Below are 18691 nucleotides of genomic sequence, written 5' to 3'. Positions count from 1 at the left end.
CGAACCCTCGGGGGCACATCACACATGTGAGTGATCGGCCCGTGGCACGTGTCGCGCCGTACCGGGGCGGCGACGCGCCTGCGTCAGGCCGCGCCCGCGGTACCCGTGTCGAACTGCCGGCGGTCCGCGTCCGACATCCCGCCCCAGATTCCGTATGACTCCCCGTGCTTCAGGGCCGTGGCCGCGCAGATGTCGGCGACCTCGCACCGGCCGCAGATGCGCCGGGCCCGCTCCTCCCGGTCGCGGCGCGCCCGCCCCCGCTCCCCCGGCGGGGAGAAGAAGGTGGAGATGCTCATGCCGCGGCAGGCCGCGCGCTGCTGCCACTGCCAGTCGCTGAGGAGGGGCCGCGGGTTGCTTTGCATGGTCTTCGTCTTCCTTCCGACAAGGGGTGTGCGACGGTCCTTCGGGACGCATGTCCCGGTATCTGCTCGTTCGTGCTGTGCCGGCGGTGGACGCCTCACTCCGCCAGCTGGACCAGTTCGTCCCAGTCCACCCCGTCCAGCTCGGCCCCGCGCGGCACCATGGTGTAGGTCCCGGCGAGCCACGTCGTGACCGGTGCGGCGGGGATCTCGAAGAGCGCCGTGTGGGCGCCTCCCACCCGCACGCAGAAGGAGGAGGGTTCGCCGTCGAGGTCACACACCGGCCAGAGCGCCACATCGCCCTCGCCCACCCGGGCGGACATGCCGTCGGCCAGCAGGTCCCGGGAGAAGACCCAGCGCACCGGCCGCTCGCCGTCGGAGTCGAGGACCAGGGTGACGGCCAGCGGGTCATGGGCGTCGTAGGAGATCTCGGAGTTCAGCGTGAGGGTGAGGTCCGAGGTCACCCAGTGTGTGACCTCCAGTGAGAGCTGGCACTTCTTCATGGTCGCCTCCTCGGGGCTCGGCCGGTCGACCGGCCTGGAAACGTGGGTTGTCGTGTTCTGCGGTCCTGCCGCGCGGCTGCCTGGGAGTGCGCCGCCCCGGCCGGGGCCCGCCTCAGTCGATCGCGCGCAGGGTGCGGGGGTGCCGCCGTACCGCGGCGAACGCCTCGACCGCGCCGGTGGCCATCAGTACGGAGCCGCCGACGTCGGCCAGCTGCCCCAGGGACGAGAAGGGGAAGGCGGTGATGAACAGACCCGCCGAGACGATCACCGCGTTCAGTACGTCGTCGTAGACGAAGACATGACTCACCGAGGACGAGGTGGCGGAGACGGCCATGGTGAGTCCCCGCAGCAGCCATCCGCAGCCGGCCCACAGTCCGAGCAGGAACACGGTGTCGGCCCAGCCGTGGAAGAGGGCCGCGCCGACCAGCAGGGCGGCGATGCCTCCGGCGGCCAGCATCCAGCGGACCGCCGCCGACGCCTTCGACTCGTGGACCGCCAGCAGTTGCAGGATCCCCTGCACGGCCAGGTGCACCCCGAAGAACGCGCCGGCCTGCGTCACCGTACGGACGTGCGCGACGATCAGCGCGCCCCCGACGGTCGCCGAGACCAGGGAACCGGCCAGCATCGCCCTCCGGGTGAGGACACCGCCCGGGCCGGCGACCATGCGTACGCCGGTGCTGCCCAGGGGGTGACGGACCTCGGCCCGAATGGTGTCCAGCTGTGCCATGCCCAGTTCCCGTTCGTCAGCCGCAGGCGTCCGGTGCACTGCGGGCCTTGTTGTCTTCGTGGTCGTTCAGACGTGCCGGTTCCGGTGGGCCGGTCGGCGCGAAAGGTGTCCAGTGGTGGCGGCTGTCCGTCGCGTCGCGTTCCCCTGGACAGCACCCCTGCGTCCGCCGGCCCTCCGGACCCCCGTGGCGGCGGGCCGGGTCTGACCGGGAACCCCCCGGATACAAGCGTTAGTCTCGGATCGGGCCGCATCCGGGTCTGTCGTGTGGTCCCTCGCCCTTCATAGGGGCTCCCCCACGCCCGTGTAGGGTCCGCCCCACATCCGGACGGGCATCGGCCGTGTGACGTGCGGCGGCGTGCCCGCGCCGGCCGCGGCGCGCCGGCCGGATCCGGGGTGGCACACGCGCAGACGTCGGGTTGTCCCCACATCGCCCGTGGAGTACGCCCCCCTGCGCCTTTCAGGTGTGCTTGACAGCCACTGGAGGCGACGGCGGCACATCCTGTGTCACGAACCGAACCGAGGTCACATCACGTGTGCGGGTCCTCGGCCAGGCGGAAACGCGGCCGGCCGCGCGGCACACGACCACTGGAGGCTGCCTTGATCCAGGCGACTGACATCCCGCCGACGACGGACGTCGCCGCCGTCCCCGTGCCCGCGGCGGTCCCGCGCGGGCACGGGCGCCAGCGGGAGCAGATCCTCCAGCGGGTGCTGCGGCTCCTCCACCGTGCCGAGGGCGGGGTGCTGTGGATCGAGGGGCCCGCCGGCGCCGGGAAGTCCCGCCTGCTGGCCTTCGCCGCCGAGGAGGCGGCGCCGGCCGGGGCCCTGGTCCTGACCGGCGGCGGCGTCGCCGCGCACGGCATGCCGCCGCTGGCCCCCCTGCTGGACGCCCTCGGTCCGCTACCGGCCCTCCGGAGCCGCGAGCCCGGTACCGCGCATCGCGAGCCGGGGTCGCCGTACCCCGAGGCCGGGTCTCCGTACCAGTTGATGCGGCAGGTGGAGGACCGCCTGCGGGACCTCGCCCACGACCGGCCGCTCGTCGTCGTCCTCGACGACGTGCAGCACTGCGACGAACTGACGTTGCTCGCGGTGCGGGGGCTCACCGCGCGGCTCGCCGGGCTGCCGGTGCTGTGGGTGCTCGCCGCACGGTCCCACCTCGACGTGCCGGCCGTGGAGTCGCTGCGGCGCGATCTGCTCGCCGAGCGGGCGGTCCCCCTCGACGTCACGGCCCTGGAGCCGGACGCCGTACGGCTGCTGGTCCGGGACCTGCTGGGGCCGCGGGCCGCGCAGGCGGATCCGTACCTGCCCCTCTGCGGCGGCCTGCCGGGCGCCGTCAGACAGCTGTGCGCCCTCCTCGCCTCGCGGACCGGGACCGCCGGCGCCGTCCGTACCGGCGCGGACCCGGTGGCCGGGGCGGTGGCCGCCCGCAGGCTCGACCAGTTGACGCAGCACGCGAAGGAGCTGGTGCTGATCGCCTCCGCGCTGGGCGACAGCCTCACCGTGCGGCACCTGTCCCGGGTGCTCGGCTGCGGCGAGTCCGCCCTGCTGCGCCCCCTCGGCGAGGTGCTGGCGGCAGGGCTGATGCGGGCCGGGCAGCAGCACCTCGCCTTCGCGCACCCGTCGGTGCGCGACGCCGTCGTCGCCACCCTGCCGTCGCCCGTACGGCTGTCCGTGCGCCGGCGCTCGGTCGACCTGCGGCTCGCGGACGGCACGCCCCCTGCGGTGCTCGCCGCCGAGATCGCCGAACTGGCCGAGCCCGGCGACGAGCACGCGATCCGCGTCCTGGCGACCGCTGCCCGGGAGCTGGCGCCCCACTCGCCCGCGACGGCCGCGGCTCACCTGCGCCGTGCGGTGGAGCTGAGCCGGGACGCCGCTCCCCGGCGGATGCGGCTGGCGGCGCGGCTGATTCCGCTGCTGTGGGAGACGGGCGAGTCCGACGAGGCCCGCGCCCTGGCCCGCGAGGTGGTTCAGGTGCCGCCGGACGCGGCCACCCACGCGCGGGTGTGCCTGGAGCTGACCCGGATGGGCGGCCGGTTCCCGGTGGCCGAGGCCGAGGCGCATCTGCGCCGGGCCCTGGGCCAACGCGGGGTGCCGCAGCCGGTGAAGGACCAGTTGCTGTCGACGACCCTGCTGAACCGTCTGCTGGCGGGCGAGGCCGAGGAGGCCGGCGGAACCCTGGCCGGGTCCCTGGCGCGCGCCCGGGGCACCCACCCGCTCAACGACCTGACGCAACGCACCCTCCGGTCGATGAGCGCCTGCCACCGGCAGCGGTGGACCGAGGCGCTCGGACACAGCGAGTCGGTGCCGGCGAAGGTCGCCGAGCTGGACCCGGCGTACGGGCCCGCCCTCCCCGAGGTGGTCGTCTCGACGGTCTGGAGGGCCGCGCTGCTGGGCCTGGCCGGTGACGGCACGGCCGCCGCGGAACTGGTCGAGGGCGGTCTGGCGGACGCGGAGCAGCGGGGCCGACGGGCGTACCTGCCGCTGTGGCGCACCGCGCGGGCCCGGCTGCTGCTGGACGGCGGCCGGCTGCCGGAGGCGGCACGGGAAGTGGCCGCGGCCGGGGCCGGACCGCTTGCTCGGGGGACGTCCGCGGCGAGCGAGGCGGCCATGGTGTGCGCCCGGGCCCGGATCGCCTTCCACACCGGGGACGACGCCGAACTGGAGGCGTGCTCGGCCCTGGCGGAGACCTACCTGGAGGCCGAGGACCGGCAGTCGCGCAGGGCCGGGGCGTGGATCGCGGTCCTGACCGCCCTGTACCGGGACGAGGCCCTGACCCGTCACCAGCTCGGCGTGGCCGCCGCCCACCTGCGCCGCGGCTTCCTCCACGCGACCTGCCTCGACGCCGGGGACGTGGTGCTGCTGGTGGCGGCGGCGCTGGCCTCCGGCCAGCGGGACATGGCCGCCGCGGCGGTGGAGTTCGCCGAGGAACGGGCCCGGCTCAACCCCGGTCTGCCGCTGTTCGCGGGCGCCGCCGCGCACGCCCGGGGCCTGTTCGCCCGGGACGCGGACCTGCTCGCCGAGGCGGCGGAACGCTACGGGACCGCCCGTCCCCTGCTGCGGGCCCGCGCCCTGGAGGACGCCGGGGAGTGCGCCGCCGAGGCCGACGCCGCCACGGCCCGGTCCCACTTCGAGGAGGCGTCCCGGCTCTACACCGGGTGCGGGGCGGAGCGCGACGGGCGGCGGGTGCACGGCAGGCTCCGCAAACTCGGCATCCGGCCCCTCGGCGCGGCGGGCGCCGCCGCCCCCGCCGTCCCGGAGCCGGAATGGCGCGGGCTGACCCGGTCGGAGCTCGGCGTGGTGCGGCTGATCGCCCACGGTGCCACCAATCGCGAGGCGGCGGAGCGGCTGTTCCTGTCCCCGCACACCGTGAACACACACCTGCGGCACGCCTTCGAGAAGCTCGGCGTCCGCTCCCGGGTCCAGCTGGCCCGCCTGTACGCGCGGGAGGTCGACTCGGCGGCGGTCTCCGCCTGAGCGCCCGGCATCCATCAAGGCAACTGAACAGGTACCTGCATACGTGTTACCGTAGAAACATGTATGACCGACAGCAACAAGATCGGCGTCGGGACTCCCTGCTGCTCGCCACGGATCTGCGTATCGTGCTCAGCCGGCTCGTCCGCAGGCTGCGCGAGCAGAGCACGGTGGGTGATCTGACGAAGTCGCAGGAGGCCGTGCTGCTGCGGTTGGAGCGCGACGGCTCGACCACCACGACCGCACTGGCGAGGGCCGAGGGAATGCGTCCCCAGTCGATGGCCCAGGTCGTCCAGGCGCTGGAGGAAGCGGGGCTGGTCACCGGTTCGGCGGACCCGTCCGACGGCCGCCGCACTCTGCTCGCCCTCACCGACACCGCCCGGGAGCACTTCCGCACCGGGCGGCTCGCCAAGGACGACTGGCTCACGCGGGCGATCCTGCACAGCCTCACACCCGAGGAAGCCGATCTCCTCGCCGCGAGTGTGCCGGCGTTGCGCCGCCTCGCCGACTACCCCTGAGCCCCTGCCCTGTCCGTTCGACGCCCAGCCCGCTCCACCTCGAAACCGTCCGTCAAGGAGAGACCATGCCTGTCACCGTTTTGGACCCGAAGACCGCTCTGATCGTCGTCGACCTCCAGAAGGGCATCGTAGGGCTGCCCCTCGCGCACCCGGCCGCCGATGTGCTCGCTCGTAACGCCGAGTTGCTCGCGGAGTTCCGCCGCCGCGGCCTGCCCGTCGTCCTCGTCAATGTCGCCGGAGGCCCCGCAGGGCGCAACGACCTCGGCGCGAGCTTCCCCGCCCCGTCCGCGGAGTGGACCGAACTGGCCCCCGAACTGGGCGCCACCGAGGGCGACCACCTGGTGACCAAGTACTCCCGCAGCGCCTTCACCAAGACCGGCCTGAACGAGTGGCTGAGCGAGCGAGGTGTCACCCAGGTCGTGGTCACCGGCATCGCCACCAGCAGCGGCGTGGAGTCCACCGTTCGTGACGCGCACGAGCAGGGCTACCACGTCACGGTGCCGGTCGACGCCGTCACCGACACCGACGGCGCGGCCCACGATCACACCATCGCGAGGATCTACCCGCGCATCGCCGAGACCGGCACGACCAAGGACGTCCTGGCCGCTCTCGCCGACGCGAGCTGAGGTCCGCGCCCGACCGGACATCGCCCCGGCCGCTTCCCGGCGGCGGGGGCGATGCCCTCCGGTGCCCGTGCCGATCACGCTCCTCGTCAACTCGACACGCTCACCGCAGGCTAGGATTCCTGTCATGAGCCAACCACTGCGGGCGGTGCTCGGAGAAGACCAGCCGATCGTGCGCGAGGGCATCGCGACCATCCTGCGCCATGCGGGCATCGACGTCGTCGCGTCCGTCGACAACGCGGTAGACCTCGTCCGCGCCGCCGAGGAACACCGGCCCGACGTGGTGATCACCGACATCCGGATGCCGCCGGCCCTGGAGGCCGACGGCCTGGACGCCGTACGGAAGATCCGCGCGGTGCGGCCGGAGACCGCCGTGATCGTCCTCTCGCAGTTCCTCGACTCCTCCTACGCGCTCGATCTGGTCGGGGACGACCCGAGCGGGGTGGGCTACCTGCTGAAGGAGAAGGTGGCCAGTCCCCAGATCCTCACAGACGCCGTCGAGCGGGTCGTGGCCCGCGACTCGGCCCTCGACCCGGACGTCATCTCGGCCCTGCTGGGGCGCAAGCGCCCGGAGGACCCGCTGGCGGCGCTGACGCCGAAGGAGCGGGAGGTTCTGGCCCTCATGGCCGAGGGCCATTCCAACACCGGGATCTCCGAGAAGCTCTTCGTGAGCGTCGCCGCCGTGGAACGGCACGTGACCGGCATCTTCATGAAGCTGGGGCTCAGCCAGTCGGCTTCCGGGCAGCACCGGCGGGTGCTGGCGGTGCTGCGCTACCTCGGGCAGTAGCGGGAGCCGCCGGGGCCCACTGTCCGGGGCCCGCGGGCCCGGCCGGGCCGGGCCGTCAGGGCGCCGAGGGGGCGAACAGGCCCCGCAGATCGGCGTCGAACAGCTTGTCCTTGGCGACGAAGGACTCGATTCCCGCTCCGCGCAGTTCCTCCTGCGACCAGAACGACTTGTCCGTGGAGGTCAGCACGATCCGCGGCGGAGCGTCCTCCTCGGTCAGCCGGCGGGCCACGCTCAGTCCGTCCAGGTCGGGCAGGTGCAGGTCGAGCAGCAGTCCGTCGGGGCGGTGTGCCCGCACCGCGGCCAAGGCCGAGGCGCCGTCCCGGGACTCCGCCACGACACGCAGGCCCCGTGCCGTCAGCAGCGTCGTGGCGATGCGGCGGAATCCGGGGTCGTCGTCGACGACGACGATGTTGATGCACATGTCCTCAGCATGCCCAACGGTCGGACGGCGGGGCCATAGGGGGAGCCCTACGATTTGTGTATCACTCATGCAAGGGGATCTCCGCACGCGCCCTCGTGGCCTCCCGCACCGGACGGACGGCGTCGGGCGGGTTCCGCCTCGGCCGCCCGGCCTCCCCTCCCCCCTCGGCGGCCCGCTCGATCAGCGCGCGGGTGCGCGGCGGCAGCTCCTCGCGCAGCGAGACGACGGTGCTGGTGCGCACGACACCCGGCACGTCGAGGAGTTCCCCCGAGACGCGGTGCAGGTCCGCGGTGTCACGGGCGACGACCTTCAGCAGCAGGTCGGCCTCGCCCGTGGTGGAGTGCATCTCGACCACTTCGGGGAAGGCCGCGAGCGCGGCGGTGGCCCGGCGCCCGGTGGTCTGGCTCAGCGCGACGGAGACGAAGGCGACGAGGCCGTGGCCGAGGGCGGCGGGGTCGACGCGCCGGGAGAACTCGCGGACGACACCGTTCGCCCGCAGCCGCTGGAGCCGGGAGTGGAGCGTGTTGCGGGCGATGCCCAGTCGCTTGGCCAGGGCGAGGCTGCTGGCGTCGGGGTCGTCGTCGACGGCGAGCAGAATACGGGCGTCGAGAGCGTCCATGGTGACCATTCTGATATTCGATGCCTTGTGCACGTATCATAATGCTCAGTGACAGGTCGCTCTGTTGCGGGGTCCCACACGTGTTCCGCACGCTGCCTCCATGCCTCGATCCCCTGAACTTCCCCTGTCCGTGCCGCCCTGCGGCCCGCCCGCGGCCCCGGCCGAGCGGGCGGAGATCCTCGACGACCTCCGCCGCTACCTGGCGACGGCGTGGGAGTCGTTCGACCGTCCGCGGCCGAGCGAACCGCACCCGGACGCGGAGCTGGTCGGCAGGCTCGGCGGCGCGCTGCCGGAGCTGCCGGGCGAGACACGTGCCGCGCTGGACGACGCGGTGCGCGTCCTGGAGGCCAGTGTGTCGCCGTCGCGACCGCTGTTCCTCGCCTACGTCGGCTCCACCGGTCTGGAGACGGGTGTGCTGGCCTCGGCGCTGTCCGCCGCCTACGACGCGAACCTGGCGACCGCCGCCGGGGCCGCCGACCTGCTCGACGAGCAGGCCGTGCGCTGGGTGGCCGAGTTCGTCGGCTACCCGGTGGCGGAGGGGCACTTCACCAGCGGCGGCCAGACCTCCAACTTCACCGCGCTGCTCGCGGCGCGGGAGCAGGCGCTGCCGGGCGCCCGCGAGCACGGGGTGGCCGGCCGGCGGGCCACCGTCTACTGCTCGGACGAGGCGCACCACTCCGTCGTACGGGCCGTGGAGGCGGCGGGACTGGGGCGCCGGGCGCTGCGCCGGATACCGACCGACGGGCAGCGCCGGATGCGGGCGGACCTGCTGCGCGCGGCCCTGGTACGCGACCGGGCGGAGGGCTGCACCCCGGTCGCCGTCGTCGCCACCGCCGGCACCACGCTGACCGGGGCGGTCGACCCGCTCGCCGCGATCGCCGACGTGTGTGAGCGCGAGGGCGTGTGGCTGCACGTCGACGGCGCCTACGGCCTGCCCGCCGCCGCCACCCGGACGGCCGCGCACCTGTTCGCCGGGCTCGACCGGGCGGACTCCGTCACCGTCGACGCGCACAAATGGCTCGGCGTGCAGAAGAGTTGCAGCGTGGTCATGCTGCGGCGGCGCGGCCCGCTGCGGGCGGCGTTCGGCCACGAGGAGCGCTACATGCTCCACCAGGAGGACACCGGCAACCCGGTCGACCACACCTTCGAGTACTCGCGGCCGTTCCGTTCCCTGCGCGTGTGGCTGTCCCTGCGGGTGCACGGCGCCGACCGGTTCCGTGCCTGGATCGAGCGGACGCTCGCCCACGCCGCGCTGCTCGCCGACGAGGTGCGGGCGCACGCCTCGTTCGAGCTGCTGCACGAGCCGATGCTGTCGACCGTCTGCTTCCGGCACGTCGTTCCGGGGCTGGCCGACGCGGAACTCGACGCCCACAACGAGCGTCTCGCCCGCGCCCTGCAAGCCGACGGCCGGGTCTTCCTCGCGCCGGCCGTCGTCGACGGCCGCACCTGCCTGCGCGTCTGCTTCGTGAACTTCCGGACCGCCCCCGACGCCGTGAAGACGGTGCTGGAGGTGGCGGACGAACTGGGCCTGGCCCTCGCCACCGGGAGCGGCGTCACCGGGGCACACCTGTAGGGCGGGCCCTACACACACCGCCGTGGAAACATGGGGTCCGCTCCATCGCGCGGGACGTCCGCGGCGAGAAACATATGTCCTGACCTCCCCGGAACCGCCGCGGTCCCCAGGGGACGCACCGACCGCGGCAGGTGTCGCCGGGCATCCGTGAGGGACGGGTGCCCGGCGACACCGTTTCCGCAGCGCGTCCGTGGCGTCAGCCGGCGGCCGGACCCCGTGCGTCCTGGCCGGTGCACACCCCGTTCTCCCAGGCCCAGGCGGCGATCTCCACCCGGTTGCGGGCGGCGAGCTTGCGCTGGACGCTCCCGAGGTGCGTCTTGACGGTGGACAGGGAGACGTGCAGCTCGGCCGCCAGCTCCTCGTTGGTACGGCCGCGCGCGACGAGTCGTACGACGTCCAGCTCGCGGGCGGTGAGCGGGAGTTCGAGCGCTGTCGGGCGGGTCCGGGACGAGCCGCGCCGCCGGTCCGCGGGCTTGCCGGGGGCAGACAGGGACGCGGCCTCGGACGCGGCGTCGGTCATGTGCCGGAGCAGCCGCACCGTCACCGCCGGGGAGATCAGGGCGTTGTCGGCGGCCACCGCCCGCACGGCCTCGACGAGCAGCGCGGGGGAACCGTCCTTGAGGAGGAAGCCGTAGGCGCCGTTGCGCAGCGCCCGGTACACGTACTCGTCCAGGTCGAAGGTGGTGGCGATGAGCACCTTCAGCGGGTCGGCCGCCTCCGGGCCCGCCAGCAGCCGGGTCGCCTCCAGGCCGTCGATCCCCGGCATCCTGATGTCCAGCAGGCACACGTCGGGACGCAGCCGCCGGGCCTCGCGGACCGCGCTGGTGCCGTCGGCCACCGAGGCGACGATCTCCATGTCGGGCTGGGCGCCGAGGATCATGCCGTAGGCCGAGCGGATCATCTGCTGGTCGTCGGCGATGAGGATGCTGATCGTCATGACTCCAGGGTGGCAGCCGTACGGTCGTCACCGTGACGCCGGTCGTCGCCGGGGACGGGGAGCGGGCCGGGCAGCGGGATGTGTGCCTCGACGAGCCAGCCGACGCCCGCCCGCGCCCCCGCGGTGACGGTGCCGCCGACCATGGCCGCGCGTTCCGCCAGCCCGACCAGTCCGTAGCCGGAGCGCGCGGGCCGGCCCATGCCCCCGGCGGCGGGTTCGCCCGCGCCGCCGTCGGCGGGTTCCGCGCCGCTCCCGGCGGCGTCCGGTCCGTCGTCGGTCACCGACACCAGCACCGCCGGACGGGCGGTGTCGCCGCCCAGCCGTACGTCGACGGTGACCGACTCGGCCCCGCGCGCGTGCTTGCGCACGTTGGTCAGCGACTCGCGTACGACCTGGTGCACGGTGGCGGCCACCCCCGGCGGCAGAGCGGCCGCGGTGAGGCGGGGATCGAGGGCGAGCCTGGTGGCCGGGCCGGTCGCGGAGAAGCGTTCGGTCAGGGTGCGCAGGTCGGCGAGTTCCCCGCCCGGACCCGCCGTGGACGCCGGGCCGGCGGGGTCGCGCAGGACCGCCACCATGCCGCGCATCGACTGCATGGCCTGCGACCCGGCCTCTTCCACGGCCGCCAGCATGCCGTCCAGTTCCTCCGGCGACGGGGGGCGGCCCGCCGCCGTCGCGTACCTGACGGCCTTGGTCTGGGCGATGATCGCGGTCACGTGGTGGCCGACGAAGTCGTGCAGTTCGCGCGCGTAGTCGAGGCGTTGCGCCTGGAGGCCGGCCTGGTGCTCCTGCGCCCGGTACCGGTCGAGCAGCCGGAGGTACAGGCCCAGTACCGCCGCCAGGACGGCGGCGAACCAGAGCGCCGGGACCACGAACGGCACGAGCGGTTCGTACTCGGACCGCGGCAGCCGCAGGAGGATCACGGTCAGCGCGACCAGCGCCCCGCCGGCCAGTGCCGCGGCGCGCAGCGGCGGACGCAGGCGCGCCGCGCGGACGACGACCAGCAGCAGGGCACAGGTCTCGACGAGGCCGAAGGTGGTGTCGGGCCGGGCGGCCACCCGGGTGGTCATGAGGGTCACCAGGCAGGACGCGAGGACGCCCGCGGCGGCCACCGCGTCGAAACGGTCCCGGCGCACGGCGGCGGCGGCGAGCAGCAGGCCGCCGGCCACCGTCCAGGCCGCGGCCAGCGGCACGGAGCCGGTGTCCGCGCCCTCGGCCGCCACCGCGGCGATCAGGAGCACCGCCGCGCAGGCCGCCGCGATCCGCCTGCCTCCCGCCGGGACGTCGAAGAGCTGGTTCATGCCGGGAGGGTACGGCGCCGCCTCGCCGCCGCGCCTCGTCCGTTCGGCCGAGTAACGCCCGGCCCGCGCCCCGGACCTTCGCACCTCCGGCTGATCCGCGCGCACCCCGGCCCCGGTCAGGATCGGACCGTCCGCCGGCTCCCCGGCACCGTCACCCCCGTCCGCAGCACTGGAAGGCCTCATGCTCCGTACCGTCGTGCGTTCCGTGCTCCGCGACCGGCACCGCTTCGTCCTGCCCGCCCTGGCCGTGCTGATCGGGGTCGCCTGCGTCAGCGGCTCCCTGCTGTACACCGAGTCCCTGGCCCGGGGCGCCGAGCGGCTCCAGCGGGCCTCGCGCCCGGACGTGTCCGTGGAGGTGCGTCCCACCGGAGGCGGCGCGGCGCCCGGCGAGGCGCTGCGGCGCAGGCTCGCCGCGCTGCCCGGGGTGGCGGCGGCCCGGGGCACCCTGCGCGGCCCGGCCTTCCTCGTGGCGCGCGACGGCACCCTGGTGGGGCCGCCGTCCGCCGACGCCGGGGTGAACTTCGTACCGGACGCGCACGGCGCCGACCCCCGCTACCCGATGACCCGGGGGCGCGGCCCGCAGGGTCCCGGGGAGATCGCCGTGGACCGGTGGTCGGCCGAGCGGGCCGGGCACCGGGTCGGTGACCGGATGCGGGTCGTCGTCGCCGGCGAGGTCCGCTCGGTCCGGCTCACCGGTGTCTTCACCGTGTACGACCCCGCCACCGCCGCCGGCGGCACGGTCACCGCGTTCGACGGTGCCACCGCACGGGCCCTGTTCGCGCCGGCGCCCGGCCGGTACGCGTCGGTGACCCTCACGGCCGCCCCCGGTACCTCGGCGACGGCCCTCGCGCAGCGGGCGTCGCGGATCCTGCCGCGGGGCCTCGACGCGGTGACCCGTGCCGCACTGGACAGGGAGGCCGCGGCGGCGCCCGACCGGCAGAAGCTCGGCACGCTCCTGCTGCTCTTCGCCGGCATCGCCCTGTTCGTCTCCGCCTTCCTGGTGAGCAACACCTTCACCATGCTGAGCGCGGTGCGGGCACGCGAGCACGCCCTGCTGCGCGCGGTGGGCGCGAGCCGCCGCCGGGTGCTGGGCACGGTGCTCGCCGAGGCGGCCGTCGTCGGAGCCGTGGCGGCCGTGGCCGGGTACGCGCTCGGGGTGGGCGTGGCCACGCTGCTCGGCGCCCTGTTCGGACCGGCCGCCGGGCCCGCGGACACCGCTGCGTCGGCGCTGCTGTCCCCCGTTCCGCTGCTGACGGCCCTGTGCGTCGGCGTGGGGTTCACGGCCGCCGCCGCGTACGTTCCCGCCCTGCGGGCCTCCGCCGTCGCCCCGGTGGCGGCACTGCGCACGCACCTGCCGACCCCGGCCGCCGCGCTGCGGCGCCGCAACCTGGCCGGCCTCTCGGTCACCGCGGCCGGTGCGCTGCTGATGGCCGCCGGCGAGGGCGACCTCGCAGTCCTGTCCCTCGCCACGCCGGTGCTGCTGGCCGGGCTGATCCTGCTCACGCCGCAGCTCGCGCGCGCCGCCACCCGGGCGCTGCGCGCGCCGGTGCGGCGGCTGACCGGGGTACGCGGCACCCTGGCCCTGGCCAACGCGCGCCGCGATCCACGGCGTACGGCCGCGACCGCCGGGGCGCTCACCGTGTGCGTGGCGCTCGTCAGCGCGGTCACCATGGCGCTGTCCTCGCTGAGCGCCACGGCGGGGCGTCAGGCGGAGGCCGGCATGCCGACGGACCTGCGGATCACCGCGGTCGACTACGCGCAGATCGGCGCGCACACGGCGGCGCGGGTGGCACGGCTGCCGCACGTGGCGGCGGTCAGCGCGGTCCGCGAGGCCGGCATCCGCCTCCGCGACGGTTCCGACCTGTGGACCACGGTGGTGGATCCGCGGGCCGTGGGCCCAGGACGCCTCGCCGACCTCACGGTGCGCGCGGGCGACCTGGACGAGCTGGCCGACCGGACCGACGCCATCGCGGTCACGCGGGACCTGGCCGAGGAGCACGGGTGGCACCTGGGCGACCGGATCGCCGGCAGGCGTCTGTCGGACGAGGGCGCGGCGGACGGCCCGGCGCTGGACCGCCGGATCGTCGCGGTCTACGACGGCCCCGACGCCCTCGGCCCGGCCCTGCTGCCGGAGAGCGCGGTGGCCGGGAGCGGTGCGCCGGAGGGTGCGGTGGTGTCGGTGCTGGTGCGTGCCGAGCCGGGGCGCACGGCCGTGCTGAAGGAGGAGATCCGCCGGGCCCTGCGCAATCCGGTGCTGCTCGTCGAGGACCGGGCGGACGCGGCGCGGGACGCCGAGCGCGGCTTCGGCCCGCTGTTGTCGGTGCTGTACGCGATGCTCAGTGTCACGGTCGCCGTCGCGGCGCTGGGCGTGGCGAACACCATGGGCATGGCGGTCTTCGAGCGGGTGCGGGAGATCGGCCTGCTGCGCGCGGTCGGTCTCGACCGTGCGGGCGTGCGGTCCATGCTGCGGGTGGAGGCGGTGGTGGTCTCGGCGCTGGGCGCCGGGCTGGGCATCCTCGCGGGCGCGGCGGCGGGGGTGGCGGCGGTGGCCGGACAGCACGGGGCGGTGGTCTCGGTGCCGTGGGCCGCCCTGCTGGCGCTGTTCGCGGGCGCGGGAGCCGTCGGTGTGCTCGCCGCGCTCGGACCGGGTGTGCGGGCGGCGGCGGTACCGGTGACGCGGGCGGTGGGCGCCGAGGTCGGGTGAGCGGTGCGGAACGCATGCCGCTCCCGGCCCACGGGTGGAGCACCGGGAAGGACGCGTGGCCCCGGGGCACGGGGCCTGTCCGGGCCGGTCAGGCGTCCAGCAGCCGCTCCGTCGTCTTCCGCAGCGTCTCGGCCACGTCCCCGAGGTCGTCGAGGTAGCCGCCGGCCATCGCCCCGTCCCGCAGGACGACCAGCGTGCGCGCCAGGTCCTCGGGTTCCGGGTGGCCCGCCGCGTCGGCCGCGTCCCGCAGGACGCCCAGGAACCACCGGCGGTGCTCCGCGACGCAGCGGCGCACCGGGTGCCCGGGGTCGGGGTGTTCGGCGGCGGCGTTGAGGAAACCGCAGCCCCTGAACCCCGGCCGCCGCACGCTGTCGCCGATCATCGCCATGATGGCGAGCAGGGCCTCGCGTCCCTGGTGGGCGGCGAGGACGGCGGCCACCTCCTGGCGCACGCGCGCGTCCCGCTGCCGCAGGTAGGACAGGACCAGGCCCTCCTTGCCGGCGAAGTGGCGGTAGAAGGTGGCCCGGGTGACCTTGGCCTCGGTGACCAGCTGTTCCACGCCGACGGTGTGGATGCCGTTCTCGTAGAACAGCCGGGCCGCTGTGCCCAGCAGCCGGTCTCGCGGATGCGTGTGGTGGGTGGCGCCCGACGTCATGGCAGCAGGGTACGGACGGAACGGCCCCCGGGGCGCACCCGGTGTACGAGTGCGCCCGGTCCGGCATCAGTAGGTGGTCACGAGGGGCTTCGTCTCGTCGACGACGTACGTGGAGAGCATCATGGTCGTCACCGTGCCGACGTTGCGGGCGTTGTGGATGACGCCGTTCGGGATGAAGAACGGGTCCCCCGTGCGCAGCCTGAGCGGCGGCCTGTCGTCGAACTCCATCAGGACGTCGCCGCGGATGATGTAGCCGACCTCGATGCCGGGGTGGCTGTGCCGGCCCGACTCCTTGTGCCGCGGGATCTGCACGAGCGTCTGCACGGCTTCCCAGCCCTGGGCGGGCGAGGGGTGTTCCTGGAGCAGGGTGCGCGTCACGCCCGCGGTGGGGTCGGGGTCCACCGGGTGGGGGGCGGCGGAGTGCCCGGCGGGCTCCGCCGCGGCGGCGGTGGACGACAGGGCGGCGGCGCCGAGCGCGCCGGCCGCCGCGCCGCCGGTCGTGCGGAGCAGGAGGCGTCGGTTGATCATCGTGTGTCCTTCTCGTCGGGGCCGAGCCGCAAGGCAGAACGACCGTTCTTTCTCCGAGGCAATCACACGTTTCGGCACACCCACAAGAGTGAAAGTCGGCCATCACAGACACGTGTGTGACGGGGTCCCGGCGGGAGAACATGTGCGCTTCGGACAGACATACCGTCCGGGCCGTCAGCCGTTCTCGATACGGCGGATCTGCTCGTCCAGGGGGGCCGAGGGCGGGCGCGCCCGCAGGAAGTCCTGGGTGGTGGGCAGCCGCAGCCGCAGTTCCGGTATCGCTTCGACGGCGACCCGTGCGTCGGCGAGCGTGAAGTCCAGGCTGTGGCCGCCACGCGTCCGGCTCTCGTCGATGAAGTGCAGGTGGTAGCCGGCGACGGACACACCCTGCTCGAAGGAGGGGGTGAAGAAGCCGGCGAGCGTGCCGGACACCTCGCGGAAGGTGTTCTCCGCCTGGCCGGCCGTCGCCTCGGCGAGGGGCGGGTACGGCCGGTGCTGCCGGGCCACGGTCCGGGTGCGCAGGGCGGTGAAGTGTCCGTCGATCCGTACCGCGTGCACCAGGTTGGGGCTGGTCAGCAGTCCGCCCACGGCCTCTTCCGTCTCGGCCCGGGTCAGCGGCCCCGACAGCCCGGCACGCCGTTCGGGCCGGAAGCGGGTCACCGCGGCGAAGGGGGTCAGCTCGTCGCCGCCGGCCTTCTCGACCGAGCCGTCGGCCCGCAGGCGGTAGCAGGTTCCGCCGAGGACGAGCATCTCGCCGTCGAGCCGGTCGAACGTGCCGAGGCCGAAGTCGCCGTGCCGCAGCAGTTCGGCGACGGTGACGTCACCGTCGTAGACGCCCGCGAGCAGGGCGGCCATGGTCGACGTCTGGTACAGCTCCGGTGGCGCGTCGCGGAACGGCGGCAGGTGCCGCAGCGCGGAGACGAATCGGTGCAGCCGGTCGGCGGCGGCTTCGGTCGCGGTCATGTCCTGTTCTCCCCTCACTCGAACGCGCCGGGGATCAGGTGCTCGCCCAGTTCGGTGTTGCGCGAGTAGTCGACCGGCACGTCGATGATCGTGGGTCCGTCGGCCCCGAGCGCCTGGCGCAGCGCGCTGCCGAACTCCTCCATGGTCCGCACGCGCACACCCCGGGCGCCGAACGCCTCCGCGTAGGCGACGGCGTCGTAGTCGCCGAGGGCGACGCCGCTCCTGCGCCCGTACTTGAGGTCCTGCTGGAAACCGACCATGTCATAGGTGTTGTCGCGGAAGATGATGTGGACGAAGGTCAGGCCCAGCCGGGTCGCGGTCTCCAGCTCCTGTGCGGAGAACAGGAACCCGCCGTCCCCGGAGACGGAGACGATCTGCGTGCCGGGGCGGACCAGAGCGGCGGCGAGGGCCCACGGCAGCGCCACGCCGAGGGTCTGCTGGCCGTTGGAGAACAGCAGCCGCCGCGGTTCGTAGACGCGGAAGTGGCGGGCCATGTGGATGTACACCGAGCCGATGTCGCAGGCGATCGTGGCCTGGTCGTCGAGGTGGTCGCGCAGTTCCAGGCAGACGGCCGCGGGGTCGAGACCCCGGTCGGAGACGGGCCGGGCACGGGCCTCGTCGTCGATGGCGGTCAGCCGGGCGCGCTGCGCCGCCACGGCGGCGTCGGCCTCGGGGTCCAGCCGGACCGGCCCGGTGTGGCGGGCCAGTTCGGCGAGGGTGGCGGCGATGTCGCCGCGCAGTTCGAGCGCGGGCTGGTAGTGGTTGTCGATCTCGGCGGGCAGGGCGTCGATGTGCACGACGGTGCGCTCCGGGTCGGTGTTCCACAGTCCGGGGTCGTACTCCACCGGGTCGAAGCCGATGGCGAGGATGACGTCCGCGGCGGCGGCGACGACGTCGGCGGGCTGGTTGCGGAAGAGCCCGACCCGGCCGAGATAGTGGCTCTCCAGGTCACGGGAGACGACACCGGCCGCCTGGAAGGTCTCGATCACCGGCAGTCCGCCGCCGGCGATGAGGGAGCGGATCGCCGCGCAGGCCGCCTCGCCGGCACCGCGCGCGCCGACCAGCACGACCGGGTTGCGGGCGCCGCGCAGGATCCGGGCGGCCTCGCGTATCTGCTCCGCGGGGGCGGGCCCCGCGGGCGGAACGGGCAGCGGCTTGCGGATGGCCGCGGGCGTGGTCTCCGCCGCGACGTCGGCGGGGAGGATCACGGCGGCGGCGCCGCGTGGCTCGGTCAGCGCGCAGCGGAAGGCGTTGGCGACGGCCTCGGGGACGTTGTCGGGGTGGCTGACCTCGCCGGCGGACTTGGTGACGGCCGTCAGCAGCGCGGCGGCGTCCATCGACTGGTGCGTGCGCTTGAGCCGGTCCGGCCGGGAGACCGCGCCGCACAGGGCGACCACCGGGTCCTGCTCGGTGGTGGCGGTCAGCAGTCCGGTCGCCAGGTTGCTGGTGCCCGGGCCGGAGGTGACCAGGACCACTCCCGGGATTCCGGTGAGCCGGCCGACGGCCGCGGCCATGAAGACCGCGTTCTGCTCGTGCCGGCAGACGACGAGTTCCGGTCCCCCGTCGACCAGCGCGTCGTAGACCGCGTCGATCTTCGCGCCGGGGACACCGAAGACGTACGGCACGTCGTTCGCTTGCAGGCACTCCACGACCCGCTGCGCGGACCTGGTCGGCTCGGCGGGAACGCCGCCGGTGCCGCCTGTGGCGGCCGACGGGGGGCGGACGGGTGCGCTCACGGGCTTCACCTCGTTGCTCGGGCGGCCGTCGGGACGATGCCACAGCCGCGTGGGGTGGGACGGGCCGGTTCGGGCTTCGGCCCGCTTCAAGCATCACGCCAACTCCCGCCGCTGTCGCGGCGAGTGGCGGCCCGCCGGTGGCCGGCGGGATGTTCCGTGGCAGTATCCGATGGGCGCGGTCGCCCCCAACCGGCTGACAGGGGAGGAAAGATACGTGTCTGAGATCGTCGATCCGGCTGCGCCTCTGCCGTCTGACGCTCTGGCGGCGTGAT

General features: G+C 74.5%; 17 protein-coding genes. 6 read left to right on the top strand and 11 right to left on the bottom strand.

The genetic code is table 11. From position 1 onward, the window contains the following. Positions 1 to 83: 83 nt before the first annotated feature. The 3 genes from IE294_RS37995 to IE294_RS37985 all read right to left on the bottom strand — a co-directional run bounded on the left by IE294_RS37995 (position 84) and on the right by IE294_RS37985 (position 1589). Complete coding sequence (locus IE294_RS37995) at positions 84 to 362, bottom strand: WhiB family transcriptional regulator (RefSeq protein WP_189893831.1); 279 nt, start codon at positions 360 to 362, stop codon at positions 84 to 86. A gap of 95 nt (positions 363 to 457) precedes the next feature. Further along, positions 458 to 862, bottom strand: coding sequence for an SsgA family sporulation/cell division regulator (locus IE294_RS37990; protein WP_189893830.1), 405 nt, complete (start codon positions 860 to 862; stop codon positions 458 to 460). A 112-nt stretch (positions 863 to 974) separates the two neighbouring features. After that, positions 975 to 1589 carry a hypothetical protein gene (locus IE294_RS37985; RefSeq protein ID WP_189893829.1) on the bottom strand — a complete coding sequence of 205 codons (615 nt, stop codon included), beginning with the start codon at positions 1587 to 1589 and terminating at the stop codon, positions 975 to 977. Between the two features lie 597 nt (positions 1590 to 2186). On the opposite strand from IE294_RS37985, the gene IE294_RS37980 reads away from it, so the two are divergent. The 4 genes from IE294_RS37980 to IE294_RS37965 all read left to right on the top strand — a co-directional run bounded on the left by IE294_RS37980 (position 2187) and on the right by IE294_RS37965 (position 6985). Then, positions 2187 to 5060: a helix-turn-helix transcriptional regulator gene (locus IE294_RS37980; RefSeq protein WP_189893828.1), complete on the top strand. Its 2874-nt coding sequence runs from the start codon at positions 2187 to 2189 to the stop codon at positions 5058 to 5060. Between the two features lie 59 nt (positions 5061 to 5119). Further along, positions 5120 to 5575 carry a MarR family winged helix-turn-helix transcriptional regulator gene (locus tag IE294_RS37975; protein WP_189893827.1) on the top strand — a complete coding sequence of 152 codons (456 nt, stop codon included), beginning with the start codon at positions 5120 to 5122 and terminating at the stop codon, positions 5573 to 5575. Between the two features lie 65 nt (positions 5576 to 5640). Next, positions 5641 to 6201 (top strand): cysteine hydrolase family protein, encoded by a 561-nt coding sequence (locus IE294_RS37970; protein WP_189893826.1) that lies wholly within the window; start codon positions 5641 to 5643, stop codon positions 6199 to 6201. A 124-nt stretch (positions 6202 to 6325) separates the two neighbouring features. After that, positions 6326 to 6985: a response regulator transcription factor gene (locus tag IE294_RS37965; RefSeq protein ID WP_189893825.1), complete on the top strand. Its 660-nt coding sequence runs from the start codon at positions 6326 to 6328 to the stop codon at positions 6983 to 6985. A gap of 55 nt (positions 6986 to 7040) precedes the next feature. Here IE294_RS37965 and IE294_RS37960 read toward each other — a convergent pair whose 3' ends face one another. Both IE294_RS37960 and IE294_RS37955 read right to left on the bottom strand, forming a co-directional pair. Further along, positions 7041 to 7406 (bottom strand): response regulator, encoded by a 366-nt coding sequence (locus IE294_RS37960; protein ID WP_189893823.1) that lies wholly within the window; start codon positions 7404 to 7406, stop codon positions 7041 to 7043. 61 nt (positions 7407 to 7467) lie between these two features. Continuing rightward, a complete protein-coding gene (locus tag IE294_RS37955; RefSeq protein ID WP_229917743.1) occupies positions 7468 to 8025 on the bottom strand; it encodes an Lrp/AsnC family transcriptional regulator in 558 nt (185 codons plus the stop codon). Between the two features lie 100 nt (positions 8026 to 8125). Here IE294_RS37955 and IE294_RS37950 point away from each other — a divergent pair, with 100 nt between their 5' ends. Continuing rightward, positions 8126 to 9598, top strand: coding sequence for a pyridoxal phosphate-dependent decarboxylase family protein (locus IE294_RS37950; RefSeq protein WP_189893819.1), 1473 nt, complete (start codon positions 8126 to 8128; stop codon positions 9596 to 9598). Between the two features lie 196 nt (positions 9599 to 9794). Here the strand turns inward: IE294_RS37950 and IE294_RS37945 are convergent, their stop codons facing one another. Next, complete coding sequence (locus IE294_RS37945) at positions 9795 to 10535, bottom strand: response regulator transcription factor (RefSeq protein WP_189893817.1); 741 nt, start codon at positions 10533 to 10535, stop codon at positions 9795 to 9797. Continuing rightward, on the bottom strand, positions 10532 to 11833 hold the full coding sequence (locus IE294_RS37940; RefSeq protein ID WP_189893815.1) for a sensor histidine kinase: 1302 nt from the start codon (positions 11831 to 11833) through the stop codon (positions 10532 to 10534). The genes IE294_RS37945 and IE294_RS37940 overlap by 4 nt, the downstream gene beginning before the upstream one ends. A 181-nt stretch (positions 11834 to 12014) precedes the next feature. Here IE294_RS37940 and IE294_RS37935 point away from each other — a divergent pair, with 181 nt between their 5' ends. After that, the gene (locus tag IE294_RS37935) at positions 12015 to 14537 is read left to right on the top strand and encodes an FtsX-like permease family protein (RefSeq protein WP_189893813.1); all 2523 of its coding nucleotides are present in this window, start codon (positions 12015 to 12017) and stop codon (positions 14535 to 14537) included. An 88-nt stretch (positions 14538 to 14625) separates the two neighbouring features. Here the strand turns inward: IE294_RS37935 and IE294_RS37930 are convergent, their stop codons facing one another. From IE294_RS37930 to alsS, 4 genes are all read right to left on the bottom strand, one after another. Further along, positions 14626 to 15192 carry a TetR/AcrR family transcriptional regulator gene (locus IE294_RS37930; protein WP_189893811.1) on the bottom strand — a complete coding sequence of 189 codons (567 nt, stop codon included), beginning with the start codon at positions 15190 to 15192 and terminating at the stop codon, positions 14626 to 14628. Between the two features lie 66 nt (positions 15193 to 15258). Beyond that, positions 15259 to 15720: a cupin domain-containing protein gene (locus IE294_RS37925; protein WP_189893809.1), complete on the bottom strand. Its 462-nt coding sequence runs from the start codon at positions 15718 to 15720 to the stop codon at positions 15259 to 15261. Between the two features lie 174 nt (positions 15721 to 15894). Then, positions 15895 to 16683, bottom strand: coding sequence for an acetolactate decarboxylase (budA, locus tag IE294_RS37920; RefSeq protein WP_189893807.1), 789 nt, complete (start codon positions 16681 to 16683; stop codon positions 15895 to 15897). A gap of 14 nt (positions 16684 to 16697) precedes the next feature. Next, complete coding sequence (gene alsS, locus IE294_RS37915) at positions 16698 to 18419, bottom strand: acetolactate synthase AlsS (protein ID WP_189893805.1); 1722 nt, start codon at positions 18417 to 18419, stop codon at positions 16698 to 16700. Between the last annotated feature and the right edge of the window lie 272 nt (positions 18420 to 18691).

Origin of the sequence: Streptomyces canarius (genome assembly GCF_014650735.1) — a bacterium.
Taxonomy (GTDB): domain Bacteria; phylum Actinomycetota; class Actinomycetes; order Streptomycetales; family Streptomycetaceae; genus Streptomyces; species Streptomyces olivaceoviridis.
Note: the sequence above shows the minus strand (reverse complement) of the source record. Positions and strands in the feature narration are given on the sequence as shown.